24 protein-coding genes and 1 tRNA gene are annotated in these 22,933 nt (G+C 69.0%); 15 read left to right on the forward strand and 10 right to left on the reverse strand.

The features are described 5' to 3' along the window. A tRNA-Ser gene (locus D3869_RS05280) sits at positions 1-90 on the reverse strand. Between the two features lie 209 nt (positions 91-299). Between D3869_RS05280 and rplU the strand changes: the two genes are divergently transcribed. From rplU to D3869_RS05305, 5 genes are all read left to right on the forward strand, one after another. Then, a complete protein-coding gene (gene rplU, locus D3869_RS05285; RefSeq protein ID WP_014239459.1) occupies positions 300-617 on the forward strand; it encodes a 50S ribosomal protein L21 in 318 nt (105 codons plus the stop codon). A gap of 33 nt (positions 618-650) precedes the next feature. After that, positions 651-929, forward strand: a complete 279-nt coding sequence (rpmA, locus tag D3869_RS05290; protein WP_137139219.1) for a 50S ribosomal protein L27 — start codon at positions 651-653, stop codon at positions 927-929. 146 nt (positions 930-1,075) lie between these two features. Then, positions 1,076-2,311 (forward strand): GTPase ObgE, encoded by a 1,236-nt coding sequence (gene obgE / locus D3869_RS05295; RefSeq protein ID WP_137139220.1) that lies wholly within the window; start codon positions 1,076-1,078, stop codon positions 2,309-2,311. Continuing rightward, complete coding sequence (gene proB / locus D3869_RS05300; RefSeq protein WP_247895731.1) at positions 2,226-3,464, forward strand: glutamate 5-kinase; 1,239 nt, start codon at positions 2,226-2,228, stop codon at positions 3,462-3,464. The genes obgE and proB overlap by 86 nt, the downstream gene beginning before the upstream one ends. Next, on the forward strand, positions 3,461-4,144 hold the full coding sequence (locus D3869_RS05305) for an HAD family hydrolase (RefSeq protein ID WP_137139221.1): 684 nt from the start codon (positions 3,461-3,463) through the stop codon (positions 4,142-4,144). The genes proB and D3869_RS05305 overlap by 4 nt, the downstream gene beginning before the upstream one ends. A gap of 19 nt (positions 4,145-4,163) precedes the next feature. Here the strand turns inward: D3869_RS05305 and D3869_RS05310 are convergent, their stop codons facing one another. Then, positions 4,164-4,907 (reverse strand): sulfite exporter TauE/SafE family protein, encoded by a 744-nt coding sequence (locus tag D3869_RS05310; RefSeq protein WP_137139222.1) that lies wholly within the window; start codon positions 4,905-4,907, stop codon positions 4,164-4,166. Positions 4,908-5,014: 107 nt separating this feature from the next. Further along, positions 5,015-5,893: a c-type cytochrome gene (locus D3869_RS05315; RefSeq protein WP_247895732.1), complete on the reverse strand. Its 879-nt coding sequence runs from the start codon at positions 5,891-5,893 to the stop codon at positions 5,015-5,017. A 181-nt stretch (positions 5,894-6,074) separates the two neighbouring features. On the opposite strand from D3869_RS05315, the gene D3869_RS05320 reads away from it, so the two are divergent. The 9 genes from D3869_RS05320 (at position 6,075) to D3869_RS05360 (ending at position 15,358) form a co-directional block, all read left to right on the forward strand. After that, the gene (locus D3869_RS05320) at positions 6,075-7,355 is read left to right on the forward strand and encodes a glutamate-5-semialdehyde dehydrogenase (RefSeq protein WP_137139223.1); all 1,281 of its coding nucleotides are present in this window, start codon (positions 6,075-6,077) and stop codon (positions 7,353-7,355) included. Positions 7,356-7,457: 102 nt separating this feature from the next. Then, entirely contained in the window at positions 7,458-8,075 is a 618-nt protein-coding gene (locus D3869_RS05325; RefSeq protein WP_137139224.1) for a nicotinate-nucleotide adenylyltransferase, read from the forward strand. A 56-nt stretch (positions 8,076-8,131) separates the two neighbouring features. Further along, the gene (rsfS, locus tag D3869_RS05330; RefSeq protein WP_051658054.1) at positions 8,132-8,512 is read left to right on the forward strand and encodes a ribosome silencing factor; all 381 of its coding nucleotides are present in this window, start codon (positions 8,132-8,134) and stop codon (positions 8,510-8,512) included. A gap of 41 nt (positions 8,513-8,553) precedes the next feature. After that, positions 8,554-9,012 carry a 23S rRNA (pseudouridine(1915)-N(3))-methyltransferase RlmH gene (gene rlmH, locus D3869_RS05335; protein WP_014239449.1) on the forward strand — a complete coding sequence of 153 codons (459 nt, stop codon included), beginning with the start codon at positions 8,554-8,556 and terminating at the stop codon, positions 9,010-9,012. A gap of 137 nt (positions 9,013-9,149) precedes the next feature. Further along, the gene (gpmI, locus tag D3869_RS05340; protein ID WP_137139225.1) at positions 9,150-10,715 is read left to right on the forward strand and encodes a 2,3-bisphosphoglycerate-independent phosphoglycerate mutase; all 1,566 of its coding nucleotides are present in this window, start codon (positions 9,150-9,152) and stop codon (positions 10,713-10,715) included. 13 nt (positions 10,716-10,728) lie between these two features. Continuing rightward, positions 10,729-12,168, forward strand: a complete 1,440-nt coding sequence (locus D3869_RS05345; protein ID WP_137139226.1) for a murein hydrolase activator EnvC family protein — start codon at positions 10,729-10,731, stop codon at positions 12,166-12,168. Continuing rightward, positions 12,169-13,593 (forward strand): S41 family peptidase, encoded by a 1,425-nt coding sequence (locus D3869_RS05350; protein WP_119510622.1) that lies wholly within the window; start codon positions 12,169-12,171, stop codon positions 13,591-13,593. It begins immediately after the preceding gene. 17 nt (positions 13,594-13,610) lie between these two features. Continuing rightward, the gene (locus D3869_RS05355; RefSeq protein ID WP_137139227.1) at positions 13,611-14,855 is read left to right on the forward strand and encodes a divergent polysaccharide deacetylase family protein; all 1,245 of its coding nucleotides are present in this window, start codon (positions 13,611-13,613) and stop codon (positions 14,853-14,855) included. Between the two features lie 5 nt (positions 14,856-14,860). Further along, positions 14,861-15,358 carry an RNA pyrophosphohydrolase gene (locus D3869_RS05360; protein WP_137139228.1) on the forward strand — a complete coding sequence of 166 codons (498 nt, stop codon included), beginning with the start codon at positions 14,861-14,863 and terminating at the stop codon, positions 15,356-15,358. 21 nt (positions 15,359-15,379) lie between these two features. On the opposite strand, the gene D3869_RS05365 is transcribed toward D3869_RS05360, so the two are convergent. The 6 genes from D3869_RS05365 to D3869_RS05390 form a co-directional block, all read right to left on the reverse strand. Beyond that, complete coding sequence (locus D3869_RS05365; RefSeq protein WP_035671452.1) at positions 15,380-16,198, reverse strand: acyl-ACP desaturase; 819 nt, start codon at positions 16,196-16,198, stop codon at positions 15,380-15,382. A gap of 197 nt (positions 16,199-16,395) precedes the next feature. After that, positions 16,396-16,809 (reverse strand): F0F1 ATP synthase subunit epsilon, encoded by a 414-nt coding sequence (locus tag D3869_RS05370; RefSeq protein ID WP_014239442.1) that lies wholly within the window; start codon positions 16,807-16,809, stop codon positions 16,396-16,398. A gap of 90 nt (positions 16,810-16,899) precedes the next feature. Then, entirely contained in the window at positions 16,900-18,339 is a 1,440-nt protein-coding gene (gene atpD / locus D3869_RS05375) for a F0F1 ATP synthase subunit beta (protein WP_137139229.1), read from the reverse strand. 69 nt (positions 18,340-18,408) lie between these two features. Then, positions 18,409-19,299 carry a F0F1 ATP synthase subunit gamma gene (locus D3869_RS05380; RefSeq protein ID WP_137139230.1) on the reverse strand — a complete coding sequence of 297 codons (891 nt, stop codon included), beginning with the start codon at positions 19,297-19,299 and terminating at the stop codon, positions 18,409-18,411. A gap of 72 nt (positions 19,300-19,371) precedes the next feature. After that, on the reverse strand, positions 19,372-20,901 hold the full coding sequence (gene atpA, locus D3869_RS05385) for a F0F1 ATP synthase subunit alpha (protein WP_035671446.1): 1,530 nt from the start codon (positions 20,899-20,901) through the stop codon (positions 19,372-19,374). Next, positions 20,901-21,470, reverse strand: coding sequence for a F0F1 ATP synthase subunit delta (locus tag D3869_RS05390; RefSeq protein ID WP_014239438.1), 570 nt, complete (start codon positions 21,468-21,470; stop codon positions 20,901-20,903). Before D3869_RS05390 ends, atpA begins: the two co-directional genes overlap by 1 nt. A gap of 413 nt (positions 21,471-21,883) precedes the next feature. Between D3869_RS05390 and D3869_RS05395 the strand changes: the two genes are divergently transcribed. After that, complete coding sequence (locus tag D3869_RS05395; protein ID WP_014239437.1) at positions 21,884-22,207, forward strand: hypothetical protein; 324 nt, start codon at positions 21,884-21,886, stop codon at positions 22,205-22,207. Between the two features lie 75 nt (positions 22,208-22,282). On the opposite strand, the gene D3869_RS05400 is transcribed toward D3869_RS05395, so the two are convergent. Next, positions 22,283-22,786, reverse strand: a complete 504-nt coding sequence (locus tag D3869_RS05400; RefSeq protein ID WP_247895733.1) for a cache domain-containing protein — start codon at positions 22,784-22,786, stop codon at positions 22,283-22,285. Between the last annotated feature and the right edge of the window lie 147 nt (positions 22,787-22,933).

Raw genomic sequence — 22,933 nt, forward strand, 5'->3', positions numbered from 1 at the left:
TGGCGGATGGGGGGAGATTCGAACTCCCGATACCCTTGCGGGTATGCCGCATTTCGAGTGCGGTGCATTCAACCGCTCTGCCACCCATCCGCTGCCCCGTTTCCGGGGTGGCGCGGAACCTACCCAAAAGCCTGGGGGGATGCAAGCCCTTGTTTGCAAGAAAATGAACGGGAAAATGCCACCATGCCTGTTGACTCCCGGTGGCCCATCGGTTAAATCCCCGCTCTCACGAACGGGCTTGCACCTCAAACGGTGGGCGAGCGGCCCTTCCGTTTGTTTTGAGATAGGCAGTGACGACGATGTTTGCAGTGATCCGCACCGGCGGCAAGCAGTACAAGGTCGCCAATGGCGACGTGATCCGCGTTGAGAAGCTCGAGGCCGAGGCCGGCGCTTCCATCACGCTCAACGACGTGCTGATGGTCAGCGACGGCGGCAGCACCACCCTTGGCACCCCGACGGTTGCCGGCGCTGCTGTGACCGCCGAGATCGTCGCCCAGGATCGCGGTCCGAAGATCATCGTCTTCAAGAAGAAGCGCCGCCAGAACTATCGCCGTAAGAACGGCCACCGCCAGGACCTGACCGTCCTGCGCATCACCGGGATCAACGGCGCCGCCTGAACGGCCGCCGACCAGTCACAGGAGTAACTCCCCATGGCCCATAAAAAAGCAGGCGGCTCCTCGCGCAACGGCCGCGACTCCGCTGGCCGCCGCCTCGGCGTGAAGCGTTTCGGTGGCGAGAACGTCGTCGCCGGCAACATCATCGTCCGCCAGCGCGGCACGAAGTTCCACCCCGGTGAGAACGTCGGCATCGGCAAGGACCACACCCTGTTCGCCAAGGCGGACGGCGTGGTGGCCTTCAAGCACAGCGCCCAGGGGCGCACCTACGTCGCCATCGAGGCGGTGGAGGTCCCGGCGGTCGCGGCCGAGTAATCTCGTCCGGCCCGTACGGTGTATTCGGATGATCGGGGGTTCGGGCAACCGGCCCCCGATTTTCTTTTGTTGATGGTGTGGTCACCGCCCCCTTCCCACGGTTGGAGGACGGTGCGCAAACGGTAGATTGGCCGGCACGGTCCCCGATGAAGTTCCTCGATCAAGCCAAGGTGTATCTGAAAAGCGGCGACGGTGGCCCCGGCGCCGTGGCCTTCCGCCGCGAGAAGTTCATCGAGTATGGCGGACCGGACGGCGGCAACGGCGGCCGCGGCGGCGACGTCGTGATCGAGGTCGTGAACGGCCTCAACACGCTGATCGACTACCGCTACAAGCAGCATTTCAAGGCGCAGCGCGGCAACCACGGCATGGGCGCCAACCGCAACGGCGCCAAGGGCAACGACGTGGTCCTGCGCGTGCCGGTCGGCACCCAGCTCCTCGACGAGGATCAGGAGACCGTCCTGCTCGACCTGACGGAGGCCGGCCAGCGCGTCGTCTTCCTGAAGGGCGGCGACGGCGGCTTCGGCAACGCCTATTACAAGACCCCGACCAACCGCGCCCCGCGCAAGTCGCACCCCGGCTGGCCGGGCGAGGAGCGCTGGGTCTGGCTGCGGCTGAAGCTGATCGCCGACACCGGCCTGCTCGGCCTGCCCAACGCCGGCAAGTCCACCTTCCTGGCCGCGACCACCGCGGCGCGGCCGAAGATCGCCGACTACCCCTTCACCACGCTGGCCCCCAACCTGGGCGTCGTCCGCGCGGGTGACGAGGAGTTCGTGATCGCCGACATCCCCGGCCTGATCGAAGGCGCGCACGAGGGGCACGGGCTGGGCGACCGCTTCCTCGGCCATGTGGAGCGCACCCGCGTGCTGCTCCACCTGATCGACGGGACGGCGGAGGATGTGGTCCAGTCCTACACCACCATCCGCAACGAGCTGGTCGCCTATGGCGGCAATCTCGCCGACAAGCTGGAGATCATCGGCTTGAACAAGGCCGACGCCCTGCTCGACGAGGAAATCGCGGAGAAGAAGGCCGCGCTGGAGGCGGCGTCGGGTGCCGAGGTGATGGTTCTGTCCGGCGCCACCGGCCAGGGCGTCCAGGCGGTGCTTTACCGCTTGCTCACGCTCATCAAACAGTCCAAGGAAGAGGAGCCCGACGTCATCCACGCCCCCGCCACCCGTTCCATCCCCCGGCCGCCGGTCGGCCAGAAGATGGACGACGAGTATGCGGGCTGGAACGAGGAGACGGGCGAGTACGACGATCTCCCCGAGGAGGCGGACGACGGCTCCGACTCGGATGGGGATGACTGGGACGATGAAGGCGACGATGACGGTGACGACACCGAACACAGCGACGGCGACGGCCACGACGACAACGCCAAAGGCTGATACCCCCTCCCTGCTTCCCACCCTGCTCCCCACGTTGGTCGAGGCGCGGCGGCTGGTCGTCAAGATCGGCTCCGCCCTGCTCGTCGACGGCGCCACCGGCCAGATGCGCCGCGACTGGCTGGACGCGCTGGCCGACGACGTGGCCGCCTGCCGCAAGCGCGGCCAGGAGGTGGTGATCGTCACCTCCGGCGCCGTCGCCTGCGGGCGCGAGCATCTCGGCCTTGTCGGGCGCGCCCTGCGGCTGGAGGAGAAGCAGGCCGCCGCCGCCACCGGCCAGATCCGGCTCGCCGCCGCCTATCAGGAGACGCTGGCCCGCCACGGCCTGACCGTCGCCCAGGTGCTGGTGACGCTGGAGGACACCGAGGAGCGCCGCCGCCACCTCAACGGCCGCGCCACCATCGACACGCTGCTGAAGCTGGGCGCCGTCCCCGTCATCAACGAGAACGACACGGTCGCCACCGCGGAGATCCGGTTCGGCGACAACGACCGTCTGGCCGCCCGCGTCGCCCAGATGATCAGCGCCGACACGCTGGTCCTGCTGTCGGACATCGACGGCCTCTACACCGCCGACCCGCGCAAGGACCCCGACGCCCGGCACATCCCGGTCGTCCAGGAACTGACCTCCGACATCGAGAACATGGCGGGCGAGCCGCCGCCCGGCTACAGCTCCGGCGGCATGGTGACCAAGATCGTCGCGGCGCGCGTGGCGCTGGCCGCCGGCTGCCGCATGGTCATCGCCAAGGGCAAGCGCATGAACCCGCTGGCCGCGCTGGAGCAGCGGCCCGAGCAGGGCGGCGCGCTCTGCACCTGGTTCCTGCCCGCCGCCTCCCCTTCCTCCGCCCGCAAGGCGTGGATCGGCGGCAACCTGAACGCCCATGGCACGCTGATCGTGGACGCCGGCGCTCTGTCGGCGCTCGCCCGCGGGGCCAGCCTGCTGCCCGCCGGGGTGCGCGCCGTCGAGGGCGACTTCGAGCGCGGCGACGTGGTGGTGGTCAAGGCGCCGGACGGGCGCGAGGTGGCGCGCGGCCTGACCGCCTACGCCGCCGAGGATGCCCGCCGCATCGCCGGCCGCAAGAGCCACGAGATCGAGGAGATCCTCGGCTACCGGGGCCGCGACGAGATGATCCACCGCGACGATCTGGTGGTGCGGTGAGCGTTCCGATCGTGGGCCGCCCGCCCCTCCAGGCAATCCTGTGGGACATTGACGGCACGCTGCTGGACAGCGAGCCCTGGCACCAGCGGGCCACCATCGCGGTCTGCCGACTGCACGGCCATGCCCTGTCCGACACGGACTACGCGGCCACGCTGGGCGTCGCCTTCCCGGAGCTGTACGCCCGGCTGCATGCCGCCCGGCCCATGGCCCTGACCTTCCGGGAATGGGCGGACGCCATCACCGACCTCTATCTGGAGCGCATCGCCGAGGTCGAGGCGCGGGCCGGCGCCCTGGCGCTGGTTGACGCCTTCGCGGAGCGGGGGCTGCTGCAGGCCTGCGTGTCGAACAGCGGACGCCGGGTGGTCGAGGCCAACCTGCGCCACATGGGCAGCCCGCACTTCCTATTCGGGCTCAGCCGCGACGACGTGACCAAGGGCAAGCCGGACCCCGAGCCCTACCTGACCGCCGCCGCCCGCCTCGGCGTGCCGCCCGCGGCCTGCGCGGTGATTGAGGACAGCCCGACCGGCGCCCGCGCCGCCAAGGCCGCTGGCATGCTGACCATCGCCTGGCCGCAGCACGCCGACCTGCTGTTCGACGCCGCGGACCATGTGGTCACGGACCCGGCGGAGCTGGACTGGGACGGCCTGTGCGGCCTTGCGGAGCGCATGGCGGCGGACTGACCGCCGCCCTCTGGGCGCTTCAGCCCTTCACGATGAAGAAATAGACGGTCATCGCCACGCCGACGACGATCACGAACTTGCGCAGGATCGGCGGCGGGATGTGCCGGGCGACGGCAGCCCCGGCGTAGCCGCCGGCCATGGCGGCGACCAGCATGATCAACGCCTCGTTCCAGTAGACCGCGCCGCCGAGGACGAAGGCCACCACCGCCACCGCGTTGAGGCAGCCAGAGACCAGCGCCTTCAGCCCGTTCATCGCGTGTAGGTCGGTCAGGCCGAAGACGCCCAGCGTCGCCAGGATCAGGATGCCGATCCCCCCGCCGAAATAGCCGCCGTAGATGGCGATGAAGAACTGCACGATCAGCACCGTGTTGTGGCCGACCTTGAAGTTGCGGCGGATGTAGGCCGACACCTTCGGGCCGAAGGCGAACAGCACCGTCGCGAACAGCAGCAGCCAGGGGATGACCGCCTCGAACACGCGCTGCGGCGTCCACAGCAGGAGCAGCGCGCCCAGCAGCCCGCCGATCAGGCTGACGCCGAGGAAGGCCGGCAGGCTGACCTCCTTGATCCGTCCCAACTCCCGCCGGTAGCCGTAGGCGCTGGCCAGCGCGCCCGGCGACACCGCCACCGTGCTGGTGGCGTTGGCGTTCAGCGGCGGCACGCCGGCCATGATCAGCGCCGGGAAGGTCAGGAAGCTGCCGCCACCGGCCACGGCGTTGAGCACGCCCGCGAAGAAGGCGGAGACGATCAGCAGCAGGGTCAGCATGGGGCCACGGTCCGGCGGGTGGAAAAGCCCGCGGACTATGCCTTCTCGGCGACGCTTACGGTACTGCGTTTTCGGCGGTGCGGTATTTCACGTACGGCCGGTGGGGTCTAGCGGGTCGGGGGAAGCGTACGGAGGTACGTGACCAGGGCGCCCAGCTCGCCGTCGCTCATGGACTTGTAATAGTGATAGCCCATCGGCGGGCTCAGTCGGCTGCCGTCGGGACGTACACCCTCCGTGATGGCCTTGCCGATCTCCGCGTCGGTCCATCCGCCCAGCCCGTGCTCCTTGTCCTGCGTGATGTTGCGGGACACCGCGTTGCCCCACGGCCCGGTGAAGTTGCGCCCGCCGGCCCCCATGCGGGTCATGTCGAGCCGCCCGTCCGGCAGCATCGGCGTGTGGCACTCCATGCAGTGGCCGAGCGGCCCGGCCATGTACGCGCCGTAGGTCACCGGGTCCGTACGCGGCACCTCCGCCACCGTCCCGACCGGCGGGCCGTAGGCGGCGGGCAGCGCCATGCGGTACTCCGACTTCGGGACAGAATGCCGCACCGGCGGAACGCTGCGCAGATAGGCGACGATGGCGCGCAGGTCGCCGTCCGACAGGCCGCGGTAGAAGCCGAAAGGCATCGGCGGGCCGATCAGACTGCCGTCGGGGCGCTTGCCCTCGCGGATGGCGGTGATCAGCTGCTCGTCGGTCCAGCGCCCGATCCCCGTCTCCGGGTCCGGCGTGATGTTGGAGGCGTAGGCGGTGAAGGGGTCCTCGACGAAGGGCGTCCCGCCGGCCAGTTCGCGTCCCGCCACCGGACCGCCCGGCCCCTGCGGCGTGTGGCAGTTGCCGCAGGCGACGATTCCGTTGACCAGGGCGCGCCCCCGTTCCACAGGCGATTCCAGCGCCGTTTCGGCCCAGGCCGTCGCGATCATGCCGGACAGCATCAGGCACGCGGCGACGCTGCCGCGGCGGACAAGCCGGACCATGGGCCGGACCATGGGGTTCTCCCTCACCGATGATGCGGAAAGCCACGCTACCCCCGCAATCGGCCGCGGCACAGACGGATTGTTGAGTACACCGATCAGCAATTCGGCTTAGCCGCCATGGCTTTCGCGGAGCCGCGGGATGGGCTATGGTTCCGGCCCTTTTTGTTTGGCGAACGCCACTGGAGTGAGACCGATGTCCGCCCTGCTTGAGACCACCGACGCCTTGCACGATCAGATGCTCGCCCTCGGCCGCGCCGCCCGCGCCGCCGCGGCGGAGCTGGCGACCGTGCCAAGCCCGTCGAAGGATCAGGCCTTGCGGGCGGCGGCCGCCGCGATCCGCGCCCGCAAGGCGGAGATCCAGGCGGCCAACGACGCGGACGTCGCCGCCGCCCGGGAGCGCGGCCTCGCCGGCCCCATGATCGAGCGCTTGGCCCTCAACGACGCCCGCATCGAGGCGATGGCCAAGGGGCTGGAGGATATCGCCGACTTCCCCGATCCCATCGGCGGCGTCATCGCCGAATGGACCCGCCCCAACGGGCTGGCCATCCAGCGCGTGCGCGTGCCGCTGGGCGTGATCGGCATCATCTACGAGAGCCGCCCCAATGTGACCGCCGACGCCGGCGGCCTCTGCCTGAAGTCGGGCAACGCGGCGATCCTGCGCGGCGGCTCGGAGAGCATCCGCTCATCCCGCGCCATCGCCGCCTGTCTGGCCGACGGCCTGCGCGCCGCCGGTCTGCCGGAGGCGGCGATCCAGCTCGTCCCGACCACGGACCGGGCGGCGGTCGGCCACATGCTGACCATGCGCGATTTCATCGACGTGATCGTCCCGCGCGGCGGGAAGTCGCTGATCCAGCGCATCGCCGAGGAGAGCCGCATCCCGGTCATCAAGCATCTGGACGGCAACAACACCGTCTATGTCGACGCCGGGGCCGACCCGGAGAAGGCGCGCAAGGTGGTGATGAACGCCAAGATGCGCCGCACCTCGATCTGCGGCGCCGCCGAGACGCTGCTGGTCGACCGCCGGATCGCCGACGCCGTCCTGCCGGTGCTGGTGAAGGATCTGCTGGACGCCGGCTGCGCCGTCCGTGGCGACGCCGCCGCCCAGGCCGCCGACCCGCGCGTGACGGCGGTGACGGCGGAGGACTGGGACACCGAGTATCTCGACGCCATCATCGCCTGCGGCGTGGTGGACGGGGTGGACGGGGCGATCGACCACATCAACCGCCACGGCTCCCACCACACCGACGCCATCGTGACCGAGGACCCGTCGGCGGCGGAGCGCTTCCTCCAGCGCATCGACAGCGGCATCGTGCTGTGGAACGCCAGCACCCAGTTCGCCGACGGCGGCGAGTTCGGCATGGGTGCCGAGATCGGCATTTCCACCGACAAGTTCCACGCCCGCGGCCCGGTGGGGGCGGAGCAGCTGACCAGCTACAAGTATGTCGTGCGCGGCGATGGCCAGACGCGGCCGTAACACGTCCATCCACGAGCCCCCCTCCCAACCTCCCCCCGCTTTGCAGGGGGAGGAGTCAATCCCCTCCCCTGCGAAGCGGGGGAGGGTTAGGGTGGGGGTACCGTGAAACCACCCCCCCACCGCTACGCCGGCCCGCTCCACGCCGGCCTGCGCATCGGGCTGCTCGGCGGCTCCTTCAACCCGGCCCACGCCGGGCACCGGCACATCAGCCTGTACGCGCTGAAGGCGCTGGGGCTGGATCAGGTGTGGTGGCTGGTCAGCCCGCAGAACCCGCTGAAGCCGGTGCGGGGCATGGCACCGCTCGCCGAACGGCTGGAGGAGGCCCGGCGCACCGCCCGCCATCCGGCCATCCGGGTCACCGCCATCGAGCGCGAGCTTGGCACCCGCTACACCGCCGACACGCTGGCCAAGCTGAAGCGGCGCTTCCCGAAAACGCGCTTCGTCTGGCTGATGGGGGCGGACAATCTTCGGCAAATCCCCCGCTGGCGGCATTGGACGCGCATCTTCCGGCTGGTGCCGGTTGCAGTTCTCGCCCGTCCAACTTATTCTATGGGAGCGCTTGGTGGCATGGCCGCTCAGCGCTATGCCCGTCGCCGGGTGAGCATGCACAAGGCCAAGGGGTTGGCCGGTTCGAAAACACCGGCCTGGATTTTCCTCCGCAACCCGCTGCATCCGGCTTCGGCGACGGCGATCCGCCGGGCACGCGCCAGCGGGTCGTGACCCTGTATCGCGAGGTAGGTACCATCAACACGTTCATCGAACCGGCCGCGCCCGTTGTGCGGCCCGCGCCCGTTCCCGTTCCCCAGCCGGACGAACTGAAGGCGCTCGTCGAGAAGTCCCTGGACGACGATCAGGCCGAAGACGTCGTCGTCATCGACCTTGCCGGCAAGACCAGCATCGCCGACTACATGATCGTGGCGTCGGGCCGCAACACCCGGCACATCGCCGCCATGGCCATGAAGCTGGCCGACCGCATGAAGCAGGCCGGCCTGCGCGGCGTCGAGGTCGAGGGCCTGAACCAGTGCGACTGGGTTCTGGTCGACGCCGGGGACGTCATCATCCACCTGTTCCGCCCGGAAGTCCGGACCTTCTACAACATCGAGAAGATGTGGGGTCTTGAGACGCCGCGGCCCTCCGCCGAGCGCATGAGCGCCTGACGGACGACGCTCAGGACGGGTGACGAACGGGAGTCGGACCGATGCGTCTGTGGCTTGCCGCGGTTGGGCGGTCACGGACCGGTCCGGCGCGCGACCTGTATGACGAGTATGCCGGGCGCCTGTCCTGGCCGCTGACTCTGCGCGAGGTCGAGGTGAAGAAACGCCTCGCCTCCGACGAGTTGAAGCGGCAGGAGGCGGAGCTTCTTCTGGCCGCCATCCCCGCCGGGGCCATCGTCGTGGCCCTGGACGAGCGCGGCAAGACCATCACCAGCGAAGCCTTCGCCGCCAAGATCGGCGGCTGGCGGGACCAGGGAGCGGGCGACATCGCCTTTCTCATCGGCGGGGCCGACGGCCACGGCGACGCCGTGCGGGCGCGCGCCGATTTCCTTTTGGCCTTGGGCGCCATGACATGGCCGCATATGCTGGTGCGAGGCATGTTGGCGGAGCAAATCTACCGTGCCCAGCAAATTCTGGCCGGACACCCCTATCACCGTGCATGACTCCCATTGTGCGCGTGAGCAGGCATGCCATTTTCTGATCCGGCCCAAGGCAATAAGAACCCGGCCATAAGAAGACTGGCATCAGACCGTTCGACCGAGACCCGCAACCCGACCGTGACAGGCGTATGAGGACCGTGATGACCGAGACCAATCGTCCCCGACCCGTAGTGCTGTGCATCCTGGATGGCTGGGGCTACCGCGAGGAGCGCGAGGACAACGCCATCGCGCAGGGCAACACGCCCAACTGGGACCGTCTGTGGTCGTCGGAGCCGCGCGCCTTCCTGGAGGCCAGCGAGGAGGAGGTCGGGCTGCCCAAGGGCCAGATGGGCAACTCCGAGGTCGGTCACATGAATCTGGGCGCCGGCCGCGTCGTCCGCCAGGATCTGGTGATGATCGACCACGCCATCGTCGAGGGCGAGCTGGAGCGCAACGCCGCCCTGACCGGCCTCGCCAAGACGCTGCTGGCCTCGGGCGGGCGCTGCCACATCCTGGGCCTGCTGTCGCCGGGCGGCGTGCATTCGCACCAGGACCACATCGCGGCGCTGGCCGGCGTGCTGGCCCATGAGGGCGTCCCGGTCGAGATCCACGCCTTCACCGACGGCCGCGATGTGCCGCCGCAGAGCGCCAAGGACCAGATGGCCGAGTTCATGGCCGACGTCCACGCCCTGCCCGGCGTCAATGTCGCCACGGTCAGCGGGCGCTACTACGCCATGGACCGCGACAAGCGCTGGGACCGCGTCGCCAAGGCCTACGCCACGCTGGTGAGCGCCCAGGGTGAAAAGGCCGCCGACCCGATCCAGGCGATCGAGCAGAGCTACGCCGCCGGCACCCACGACGAGTTCATCCTGCCGACCGTCATCGACGGCTACACCGGCATGAAGGACGGCGACGCCATCCTGATGGCCAACTTCCGCGCCGACCGCGCCCGCGAGATCCTGGCCGCCTTCGTCGACCCGGCCTTCGACGGGTTCGAGCGGGCCTCGGTCCCGAAGCTGGCCGCCGCCGTCGGCATGGTCGAATACTCGTCCACGCTCGCCAAGCTGATGACGACCATCTTTCCGCCGAAATCCTTGACCAAGGTGCTGGGCGAAGTGGTCAGCGAGGCCGGATTGACCCAGTTGCGCATCGCCGAGACGGAAAAGTACCCGCACGTCACCTTCTTCTTCAACGGTGGCGAGGAGCGCGTGTATCCGGGCGAGGACCGCATCCTGGTGCCGTCGCCGAAGGTCGCCACCTACGACCTCCAGCCGGAGATGTCCGCCGCCGAGGTGACCGATAAGGTCGTCGCCGCCGTGGACAGCGGGAAGTACGATCTGGTGGTCATCAACTACGCCAACCCCGACATGGTCGGCCACAGCGGCATCCTGTCCGCCGCCATCAAGGCGGTGGAGGCGGTGGACGTCAGCCTGGGCCGGCTGGAGGCCGCCGTGCGCGCCCAGGGCGGCGTGATGCTGGTCACCGCCGATCACGGCAACTGCGAACTGATGAAGGACCCGGAGACCAACGGCCCGCACACCGCCCACACGCTGGACAAGGTGCCGCTGGTGCTGGTGAACGGCCCCGCCGGGGTGTCGGCGATCCGCAGCGGGCGTCTGGCCGACATCGCCCCGACGCTGCTCGACCTGATGAAGCTGCCGCAGCCGGCGGAGATGACCGGCAAGAGCCTGATCGACCGCGCCAGCGCGCGGGCCGCCGCGGAATAAGGCGGAACCGGGCATGGGCGCAGGGCGCGATCATCCGGCGGGTGTTGCTCTGCTCCCCCTCCCCGTCTCCGGTCCGCAAGAAGCCGGGCGGAGACGGGCGTTTTTCTGGCGGCCGGCCCTGCTGACCGCCACCCTTCTCGTCATCTCCACCGCCGCCGCGGCTCAGACCGAGTCCCCCGGCCAGACGTTGAAGCGGGTGGAGCAGGACCTCCAGGCCGACAAGGCCCTGCAAAAGCAGCTCGACCGCCAGTCCCAGGCGCTCCAGAAGGAGCTGGACGAGCTGCGCGACCGGCTGGTCGGTCTGGCCGACCAGGAACGGGCGCAGGAGGACGAACTCGCCCATCTCGAAGAGTCCCTGACCGCCCTGGAGACGCAGGAGCGCAGCCAGGCCGAAAAGCTGGAGGGCGAGCGGCAGCAGATCGCGGCCCTGCTCGCCGCCCTGCAGCGCGTCGCCCGCATCCCCCCGGAAGCGGCGCTGGCCCGCCCGGACGGGCCGGTGGACACGCTGCGCTCCGCCCTGCTGCTGCGCGACACGGTGCCGGCCCTGCGCGCCCGCGCCGACGCGCTGGCCCAGGCGCTGACCCGGCTGGCCGAAACGCGCGAGGCGCTGCAGGCCCAGCGCAGCCGCACCTACGCCGCCCGCCTCACCCTGATCGACCGCCAGAAGGAGATCGGCCAGCTCGTCGCCCGACGCGAGGAGCTGTCGCGCCAGACCGAGGAGGAGCGGCAGCAGGTCGCCCAGCGCACCGCCCGCCTGACCGGTCAGGCCGCCGACCTGCGCCAGCTGATGGACCGCATCGAGGCCGAACGCCGCGCCGCCGCCGCCATGGCGGCCAAGCGCGAGGCCGAGCGGCTGGAGGCGGAGCGCCGCGAAGCCGAACGCCGCCTCGCCGAGCAGCGGGCCGCGGAGCAGAGACAGGCCGAGCAGAAGCTGGCGGAACAGAAGGCGGCGGAACAGCGGGCCGCCGAACAGAAACTCGCCGAGCAGCGGGCCGCGGACCAGCGGGCCAGCGAACAGCGGGCCAGGGCCGAGGCGGAAACCGCCCGCGCCGCACCCAGCCCGCCCGCCGGGGACCGCCTGCCGGTGGGTGGCCGGGTGACCGTCCGCTACGGCGAGGCCGACCGCTACGGCGCGACCAGCCGGGGCGTCACCATCCAGGCCCGCGCCGGTTCGACGGTGGTGTCACCGCAGGCCGGAACGATCGTCTTCGCGGGGCCGTTCCGCGGCTATGGCCAAATCTTGATCGTGGAACACAGCCACGGATATCATAGTCTCATCGCTGGATTTGGCCGCATCGACACGGCCGTCGGACGGCGCGTGGCCACGGGGGAACCCATCGGCCTGATGCCCGCCGACGGGTCACCCGATCTTTACTTCGAGCTTCGACGTCACGGACAGCCGATCAATCCACAGCGCGGTTTCGGCGCCCCGGAGGGGAAAGGACAAGGGTAGATGAGGATAGTCAAGCGTGCCGCCACCGCCGCGGCCCTGGTGTTTCTGGGGGCCGGCGTCGCCACCGTCACCGCGCAGGTGAACAGCACCGGCAACAGTTCCGAGACCTACCGCCAGCTCAACCTGTTCGGCGACGTGTTCGAGCGCGTGCGCGCCGAGTATGTCGAGTCGACGACGGACGAGCAGCTCATCGAATCCGCCATCAACGGTATGCTGACCTCGCTCGACCCGCATTCCAGCTATCTGAACCGCAAGAGCTTCCAGGACATGCAGGTTCAGACCCGCGGCGAGTTCGGCGGGCTGGGCATCGAGGTGACGATGGAGAACGGCCTGATCAAGGTCGTCTCCCCCATCGACGAGACGCCGGCCTTCCGCGCCGGTCTGCAGCCGGGCGACCTGATCATCCAGCTCAACGGCGAGGCCGTGATGGGCCTGTCGCTGAACGAGGCGGTGGAGAAGATGCGCGGCCCGGTGGGCAGCGACATCAAGGTCACCGTGCGCCGCGGCGAGGCCGGCGAGCCGTTCGAGGTCACGCTGACCCGCGCCGTCATCAAGGTGCAGTCGGTCCGCTACCGCACCGAGGGCGACATCGGCTACGTCCGCATCACCAGCTTCAACGAGCAGACGCAGCAGGGGCTGGAAAAGGCCATCGCCTCGATCCAGCAGCAGCTGGGCGACAAGCTGAAGGGCTATGTCCTCGACCTGCGCAACAACCCCGGCGGCCTGCTCGACCAGGCGGTCTCGGTCTCCGACACCTTCCTGGAGAAGGGGGAGATCGTCTCCACCCGCGGCCGCAAGGCCGAGGAGGGCACGCGCTACAACGCCAAGCCCGGCGACCTCGCCAAGGGCCTGCCGGTCGTGGTGCTGGTCAACGGCGGCTCGGCCTCGGCGTCGGAGATCGTCGCCGGCGCGCTGCAGGACCACAAGCGGGCGCTCGTCCTCGGCACCCAGTCCTTCGGCAAGGGCTCGGTCCAGACGATCATCCCGCTGCCCGGCCACGGCGCCATGCGCCTGACCACGGCGCGCTACTACACGCCGTCGGGCAAGTCGATCCAGGCGCTGGGCATCACCCCGGACATCGAGGTGCACCCGGCCCGCGTCGAGGAGACCGACCAGGGTCTGATCCGCCGCCGCGAGAGCGACCTGCGCGGCGCGCTGCGGAACCCGGACGCCCCCCGCCCGGCCACCACCCAGCCGGCCCCGGCGCCGGGCGCCAGCAACGCACCGGCTCCCGGGTCGGCCCCTGGTGCGGCTCCGGGCGCAGCGCCGGGTGCGACGCCGGCTCCGGCCAACGGCAACGCCCCGGCGGCGCCGTCCGCGGAGAATGGCGAGGGCGCGCCCAACCAGCCGCCCTTCGACTACCAGCTGGCCCGCGCGCTCGACCTGCTGCGGGGCGTCGCCCTGTTCCAGGCCCGCGCGCACTGAGGGAAGGGAACGGGTCCGTGAACGCTGCCGCCCTGCTGGGCCGCCTGAAGCCCGCGAAACGGGAACGTTCCGGACCCGGCCTGCTGGCCCGCCTCCGGCGCCGCAAGGCCGGTGGCGATTCCGACGACGCGCCGCGCGCGCGCAAGGAGCGCCGCCCGCTGTCGCCCCTCGCCAAGAGGCTGCTCGGCGCCTACGCCGCGCTGGCCCTCGGGCTGGGCGGGCTGGGCGGTTGGCTGGCGATGAACGGAGAGCACACGACCGAGGCGTGGCGGGCCGCCATTCCCCGCGTCGAGGTGGCGGTCAAGGGCGCGCAGGCGCCCGCACCGTCGGCGCCGCCGCCCGCCGCGGTAGCGGCCGTTCCCGTCCAGCCGGCTCCTCCGACCGCCGCTCCGGCGATGGCTCCGCCCCCCGCCGCGGTCGCACCGCCGCCGCTCGCCGTGGCCGTGAACGAGCCGGTCACCCTGACGCCGGCACCAGTCCCCGGCCTGGTCGAGGATTCGCGCAACGGACCGCTGCCGCGCATCGCTGAGGACGGGCGCAAGCCCTGGCAGGTCTACGCCCGCCCCTTCCCCGCCGCCGACCGCCGCCCGCGCATCGCCATCGTGCTGGCCGAGATGGGCATATCCGGCGTGACCACCGGCAACGCCCTGCAGAAGCTGCCGCCGACGATCACACTGGCCTTCGTCCCCTACGCCGAGCGGCTGGACAACTGGGTCGAGCGCGCCCGCGGCAAGGGGCACGAGGTGATGCTCTCCATCCCCATGGAGCCCCAGGACTACCCACGCAACGATCCCGGCCCCAACGCCCTGTTGAGCATGCTGCCGCCCGAGCGCAACATGGAGCGGCTGGAATGGTCGCTGGGCAAGGCGGTCGGCTATGTCGGCATCACCAGCACCACGGGCAGCAAATTCACCGCCAACCCCGACGCGGTGAACCCGGTCGTCGCGGCGATGAAGGCGCGCGGCCTGATGGTGCTGGACGCCCGCGCCAACCCGCGCAGCGTCGCCGGCACCCTGGCGGGTCAGGCGGGCGTGCCGCGGGCCTTCGCCGACCGGGTGATCGACCGCGACCTGTCGCGCGGCGCCATCGACGACCAGCTCGCCGAGCTGGAGGCCATCGCCAAGGCCAACGGCGCCGCGGTGGGCATCGGCGCGCCCTACCCCAGCACCATCGAACGGATCAACCTGTGGCTCACCGGGCTGGCCGACCGTGGCATCGCCATCGTGCCGGTCTCCGCCGTGGCCAACATGCAGAAGCAATAAGGCGCATGAGCAAGAAGCCTATCGACCGCGAGTCCCTTCCCTACCGCCCCTGCGTCGGGGTGATGCTGCTGAACGACCGCGGGCAGGTCTTCGTGGCCCGGCGCTGCGACAGCAAGGACGCCTGGCAGATGCCCCAGGGCGGCATCGACGAGGGCGAGGGCGTGCACGAGGCCGCCCTGCGCGAGCTGAAGGAGGAGATCGGCACCGACAAGGCCGAGATCCTCGGAGAGACGGCGGAGAAGCTGCGCTACGACCTGCCCGACCATCTGCTGGGCAAGGTCTGGAAGGGCCGTTGGCGCGGCCAGGAGCAGGTCTGGCTGGCCGCCCGCTTCACCGGCGCGGACAGCGACATCGACCTCGCCACCGAGCATCCGGAGTTCGACGCCTGGACGTGGGTCGATGCCGACGACCTGCCCGGCCTGATCGTGCCCTTCAAGCGCCCGGTCTACGAGTCGGTCCTGGCGGAGTTCGCCCCGATCATCGCGACGCTGCGGCGGGGTTGACCCCCGCCGCGTCCGGCTTGTTCAGGCGACCTTGGCGAGCCGCTTGGCGCGGCTTTCGATCAGCCACCAGGCGCCGCGTGCGGCGACGCTGTAGAAGCGGGTGTGCGGCTTCAGCCCGCAGGCCTTGAACACCATCGCCACCGCCCGGTCGACGTGCTTGGGCCGGTAGCGGCCGTAGGCGCGGCGCATGTAGGCCTGATTGTAGGTCTTGTGCGCGTAGGGCTCGCCCTCCGGCGCGTTAGCCGCGTAGTAGGCGTAGGCCAGCTCGTCGTCCTCCGACTCGCCGATGCGCGACAGCGCGACCTTGAGGCGCTGGAACTTGTTGAGCTGCTCCAGCTCCAGATACTTCTTCGTGTAGGTGTAGAAGAGCTTGAAGTGGCGCAGCTCGTCGGCGGCGATGTTCTTGCAGATCAGCTTGAGGACCGGTTCGTCCGTCGAGTCGCCGATGGCCGCGTAATAGCTGCTGGTGCCGGTTTCGACCATGCAGCGGGCGATCATCTCGCCGGTGCGCGAGCCGCGGACCGAGGCGGCGAGGTCGATCGGCACCTTGTAGCCGGCGCGGAAGCGCTCCACGGCCCGGTCGAAGTTGAAGGTCGGATCGACCAGCTCCGCCCATTTGCCGAGCGCGCGGCCGTGCTGGACCTCCTCGACCGCCCAGCCGTGCGCGACCTCCTGGAACTCGGGATCGTCGTGGAAGACGTTGCAGAGATAGGCCGTGTAGTCGTCGGCGTTGAACTCCACCAGGGCCGCCGCCTTGATGAGCGGGACGAGATCGGGATCGACCTTGCTGTGGTCCAGTTGATCCCAGGGAAGCTCTTCGTATTTCCAGTGCAACGCCACACTCCACTCCCGCTGCTGGCCGCCGTTCCGGGCCGGTTGTTCCACGCTCTGACGGAGAATAGGACGGTAAAAACAAAAACGCCTCGACGGACGGGCCGGGAGGCGTTCGATCCCCTGGGGGATACTATGTATGGCTGCGATGGCGCAATGCAACGGAAACGGCCCAGCCGGCGGTCGCCGCCGGGCCGTGCCCGGTGTCAGTGCGTGGTCGCGCCGGTCGCGTCGAGCTTGGCGCGGGCAATGGCGATCTTCGCCTCCACGCGGGCCTTCTCGTCGTCGGACTTGGCGTCCTCCAGATCCTCGCCCAGGTCGCGGATCTGCTGCTCGACCTTGGCGCGGTCGATCTCGGCGACCGCGATGGCCTCCTCGGCCAGGACGGTGCAGCGGGTCTCGGTCACCTCGGCGAAGCCGCCGGCGACGAACACCCGGTCGACCACGCGGTCGGCCTCGTAGACGTCGATCACGCCCGGACGGACGGTCGAAATCATCGGCGAGTGGCCGGCGAGGACGCCGAAGTCACCTTCCGAACCCGGCACCACGACCATGTCGACGGGCTGCGAGGTCAGCAGCTTCTCCGGAGAGACCAGCTCGAATTCGACTTTATCGGCCATGGGTTTCCTGGTGCCTCTTCATAAGAACCCCCTCCCCCGCGCGGGCGGAGGAGAGGGTTAGCCTCGTTACCGAACCTCAGCCGACCCTGATCAGGCGGCTTCGGCGGCCAGCTTCTTCGCCTTGGCGATGGCTTCGTCGATGGTGCCGACCATGTAGAAGGCCGCTTCCGGCAGGTGGTCGTAGTCGCCGTTCACGATGCCCTTGAAGCCCTTGATGGTGTCTTCCAGGCTGACGAGCACGCCCGGGGTGCCGGTGAACACCTCGGCGACGTGGAACGGCTGCGACAGGAAGCGCTGGATCTTGCGGGCGCGGGCCACGACCAGCTTGTCCTCTTCCGACAGCTCGTCCATGCCCAGGATCGCGATGATGTCCTGCAGCGACTTGTAGGTCTGCAGAACGCGCTGCACCGAACGGGCGACGGTGTAGTGCTCCTCACCGACGACGCGCGGGTCCAGGATGCGGCTGGTCGAGTCCAGCGGGTCCACCGCCGGGAAGATCGCCATTTCGGCGATCGAACGCGACAGCACCGTGGTGGCGTCCAGGTGGGCGAAGGAGGTGGCCGGGGCCGGGTCGGTCAGGTCGTCGGCGGGCACGTAAATGGCCTGCACCGAGGTGATCGAACCCTTCTTCGTGGAGGTGATGCGCTCCTGCAGGGCGCCCATGTCGGTGGCCAGCGTCGGCTGGTAACCCACCGCCGACGGAATGCGGCCCAGCAGAGCCGACACTTCCGAACCGGCCTGCGTGAAGCGGAAGATGTTGTCCACGAAGAACAGCACGTCCTGGCCTTCCTCGTCGCGGAAGTACTCCGCGAGCGTCAGGCCGGACAGGGCGACGCGGGCGCGGGCACCCGGCGGCTCGTTCATCTGGCCGTACACCAGGGCCACCTTGGAGCCCGGGCCGTCGAGCTTGATGACGCCCGACTCGATCATCTCGTGGTAGAGGTCGTTGCCCTCACGGGTGCGCTCGCCGACGCCGGCGAACACCGACACACCGCCGTGCGCCTTCGCGACGTTGTTGATCAGCTCCATGATGGTCACGGTCTTGCCCACGCCGGCGCCGCCGAACAGGCCGATCTTGCCGCCCTTGGCGTAGGGGGCCAGCAGGTCGATGACCTTGATGCCGGTGATCAGCACTTCGGCGTCCGTCGACTGCTCGACGAAGTCCGGGGCCGAACGGTGGATGGGCAGGGTGCGCTCGGCGCCGACGTCGCCGCGCTCGTCGATCGGCTCACCGATCACGTTGATGATGCGGCCGAGGGTGGCCGGGCCGACCGGCACGGCGATCGGGGCGCCGGTGTCCGTCACTTCGGCGCCGCGGACCAGGCCGTCGGTGCTGTCCATGGCGATGGCGCGGACGGTGCTCTCGCCGAGGTGCTGGGCAACCTCGAGCACGAGGACCTTGCCGTCGTTCTGGGTGTGCAGAGCGTTCAGAATGGCCGGCAGCTCGCCGTCGAACTGGACGTCGACAACGGCGCCCGTGACCTGCGTGATCTTGCCGACGGCGTTCGTCGCCTGGGTGGTGGTGGCCATGGAGTAAAGCTCCCTCGGAACTCGATAATTGTCGGATGTGCCGTCGTATCGACCGCGAACGCTGCGCCGTTAAACCGCCTCGGCGCCGGAGATGATTTCGATCAGCTCCTTGGTGATGTAGGCCTGGCGCGTGCGGTTGTAGGTGATCGTCAGCTTGTTGATCATGTCGCCGGCGTTGCGCGTCGCGTTGTCCATCGCGGTCATGCGGGCGCCCTGTTCGGACGCGGCGCTTTCCAGGAGGGCGCGATAGACCTGGATCGACAGGTTGCGCGGCAACAGCTCGGCGAGGATCTGCTCCTCGTCGGGCTCGAACTCGTAGATCGCCTTGACCTCGGCGCCGGCGGCTTCCTCTTCCGCCTGCGCCTCGACGGCGAAGGGAACGAGCTGCTGGACGGTCACGATCTGGGAGATCGCCGACTTGAACTTGTTGAAGATCACCGAGCAGACGTCGAACTCGCCCGCGTCGTACATCGCCAGAACCTTCTGCGCGACGACATCGGCGTCGGCGAAGGACAGCTTGCGGCGGCCCACGTCCTCGTAGGTCTCGACGATCAGCGAGCCGAACTCGCGGCGCAGCTGGTCGCGGGCCTTGCGGCCGACGGTGAGCAGCTTGACCGTCTTGCCTTCCGACTGGAGGCGCTGGATCTGGCGGCGGGACTCACGGACGATGGCGCCGTTGAAGGCGCCGCACAGGCCACGGTCGGAGCTGATGATGACGAGGAGGTGCACCTGATCGGAACCGGTGCCGGTCATCAGCTTCGGGCCGTTGCCCGAGTCCTGCACGTTGGCCGCGAGAGAGGCCAGCATGCGGCCCATGCGCTCGGCGTAGGGACGACCGGCTTCCGCCTGCTCCTGCGCACGGCGGAGCTTGGAGGCGGCGACCATCTTCATCGCCGAGGTGATCTTCCGCGTCGATTGGACGCTGGCGATCCGGTTCTTTAGGTCCTTGAGGTTAGGCATGCCGGCCCTTCATTCCGCTCGGGGTCGTTCGGGTTGACGGACGGGGCGCAGGAACTGCGCCCCCGCCGTCGATCAGACGAACACCTTGGAGAAGTTGTCGAGGAAGGCCTTGAGGCGCTCCTCGGTCGCAGAGGTGATCTGCTTCTCGTTGCGGATCGTCGCCAGGATGTCGGCCCCCTTGGAGCGGACCTCGGCGAGGAACTTCTGCTCGAAGCGGTTGACGTCCTCGACCTTGATCTTGTCGAGGTAGCCCTTCACGCCCGAGAAGATCGACACGACCTGCTCTTCGACCGGCAGCGGCTGGAACTGCGGCTGCTTCAGCAGCTCGGTCAGACGGGCGCCACGGGCCAGCAGGCGCTGGGTGGCGGCGTCGAGGTCCGAGGCGAACTGCGCGAAGGCGGCCATCTCGCGGTACTGGGCCAGCTCCATCTTGATGGTGCCGGCGACCTGCTTCATCGCCTTGATCTGGGCGGCGGAGCCGACGCGCGACACCGACAGGCCGACGTTGATGGCCGGACGGATGCCCTTATAGAACAGGCCGGTCTCGAGGAAGATCTGGCCGTCGGTGATCGAGATCACGTTCGTCGGGATGTAGGCCGACACGTCGCCGGCCTGGGTCTCGATGACCGGCAGGGCGGTCAGCGAGCCGTTGCCATGGGCGTCGCCCATCTTGGCGGCGCGCTCGAGCAGGCGGCTGTGGAGGTAGAACACGTCGCCCGGGTAGGCTTCGCGGCCCGGCGGACGGCGGAGCAGCAGCGACATCTGACGGTAGGCGACGGCCTGCTTGGACAGGTCATCGTACACGATCAGGGCGTGCATGCCGTTGTCGCGGAAGTACTCGCCCATCGTGCAGCCGGTGTAGGGCGCCAGGAACTGCAGCGGGGCCGGCTCCGACGCGGTGGCCGCGACGACGATGGAGTATTCCAGGGCGCCGGCGTCTTCCAGGGTCTTGACGATCTGGGCGACGGTGGAGCGCTTCTGACCGACGGCGACGTAGATGCAGTAGAGCTTCTTGCTCTCGTCGTCGCCCTGGTTGATCGGCTTCTGGTTCAGGAAGGTGTCGATGACGACGGCGGTCTTGCCGGTCTGGCGGTCACCGATGATCAGCTCGCGCTGGCCGCGGCCGATCGGAACCAGGCTGTCGACGGCCTTCAGGCCGGTCTGCATCGGCTCGTGCACCGACTTGCGCGGGATGATGCCGGGGGCCTTGACCTCGACGCGGGTGCGGGTGACGTCCACCAGCGGGCCCTTGCCGTCGATCGGGTTGCCCAGGCCGTCCACGACGCGGCCCAGCAAACCCTTGCCGACCGGCACGTCCACGATGGTGCCCGTGCGCTTGACGGTGTCGCCTTCCTTGATCTCGCTGTCGGTGCCGAAGATCACGACGCCGACGTTGTCGGTCTCGAGGTTCAGCGCCATGCCCTTGATGCCACCGGGGAACTCGACCATCTCGCCGGCGCGCACATTGTCCAGGCCGTGCACGCGGGCGACGCCGTCACCCACGGAGAGGACCTGACCGACCTCGGCGACGTCCGCCTCGGTCCCGAAATTCGCGATCTGCTGCTTGAGGATCGCAGAGATTTCTGCGGCGCGGATATCCATCAGACTGATCCCCCTGAGGCCTTCATGGCGAGTTGCAATTTGTTCAGCTTCGTGCGCACCGAGGTGTCGACCATGCGCGAGCCGAACTTAACGATCATGCCCCCGATCAGCGCGGGATCGACCGAGGTGTTGACCAACACCTTGGAGCCGATCGACGCCTTCAGCGTGTCGGTGACCGCGGCCAGCTGAGCGTCGCTCAGCGGCTGGGCGGAGGTGACCTGGGCGGTCACTTCGCCGCGACGGCGGGCCAGTTCGGCGAGATAGCCTTCGATCATGCCTTCCAGCGCGAACAGGCGGCGGTTCTTGGCCACCAGCCCGATGAAGCGCTTGGTCAGATCGGACACTTCGGCGCGGTCCAGAACCGCGGCCATCGCCCGGCCTTGGTCGGCGCGGCTGATCACGGGACTGCGGACGAGGCGGCGAAGGTCGGCGCTCTCAGCCAGGATTTGCTTCAGCGCGACCAGATCGCTCGCGACCTGATCCAACGCTTTGTTCTCGTCCGCAAGCTCGAACAGCGCGATGGAGTAGCGCGTAGCGAGTTCGGAAACGCCTGTACCTTCGATTGCCACCTGATCCCTCGAATTGAGTTCGGTAGACGGTGAATTTTCAGGGCCTTAAATAGGGCAAAACCCACATCGCGGCGGCCCAGCCCGCGAAAGCGAGCGGTCCAATATCACAGGATTAGGCCCTGCGCAACGGGGTCTGGACAATTTGCACGCGGCTTGCGTGCGGCGTTTTGCGCCCCTGCGGGGTGGGGTCCGTTCTTGGCGGCGGGCACTGGAAATGGGCATACCACTTCACAACCGCAGCGGATCACCTTGGCATCTGAAGGACCTGCCCTCGCCCGGGCCGGCTTTTCCGGCCCCGTTCCGCGGCGGTCCAGAGACCAGACTGTGACCTAACGCCCCACTTAACACCCGTTTAACCATTCACGCGCAGGGTCGTCCCACAGCCCGTCTGACAGGACAAACCCAGGCCAATCATGACCGTCGTCGCCTTCTCCTGCGCCCGCTTCACCCCCGCCGACCTCAACGAGTTCGAGGCGGTGGCCGAACCGAAGCTGCGCCTTGGCCATTGGGCCGGGGTCATCCGCGAAACGGGCCGGGAGCATGACCGGCTCCTCGTTCTCCTGCCCGGCGTGGACCGTCCCGTCTTCCGGTTCGAGCGCGACGGGCGCGGGCGCTACAGCCTGTCCTTCAACGACCGCTCCGGCTGGTACGGCATCGGCTCGGGAGGCAGCGCGTCCGAATGCCTGTCGATCTGGCGCCCCCGCCCGCGGGCCGACCGGTCCGTCTCGGTGCTCTGAGCGCCTTTTTCACCCTTCGGAAAAGTTCGAGTCGACCGCCCGCCGGCCTGCCGGATCGCCCGCCGGCGAAGCCGGTCAGCGGTAGACGCCGACCGACAGCATGTAGGGCTCGCCGCCCAGGACGATGCGGCGCACGATCATCGTCTTCGGCGCGATCTGGCCGGACAGCGGGTCCGTCCATTTGTAGCTGACGGCGCCCGAATCCCGCTCCGCCACGATGTCCAGCGCCTCCTGGATGAAGGGCTTGCCGTCGACGTCCTTCAGGTCCTTGAGGTTCGCGCCGTTCAGCGACGGCGTCCAGCCGTGGGCCACCATCACGCCGTCACGGTCAATCAGCATCGGGTAGAGGTCGCGGTCAATCAGCGCGCCGTCCCGCTGGGCGAAGGCGTCCGGGGCGGCGTCCGCGCCATGCTGGCGCAGATAGCCGCTGGTCTTGTCGAGCAGCGCCTTGGCGTCCGATTCCGTCCCCCGGGTCTGGGCGGGCACGCCCGCCGCCAGCGCGATGATCGCCAGCAGGGCGAGAACCGGAAGAACCGTCAGCAAGGTGGGGAGGTGGAAACGACCGCGCAGCCTGGACATGAGATCGCTCGGCGAAAGATGACTTCCATACTCTGGTAATACCATGACCCGCCGGCCGCAACGGACCAAACGTCACAGGTGCCCTGCGGAGCGCGCAGAGACAATCGGTCGCAGCCCCCCTTTACAGGAGTCCGACGTTTCTTAGCG

This window comes from Azospirillum brasilense (assembly GCF_005222205.1).
GTDB lineage: Bacteria > Pseudomonadota > Alphaproteobacteria > Azospirillales > Azospirillaceae > Azospirillum > Azospirillum brasilense_G.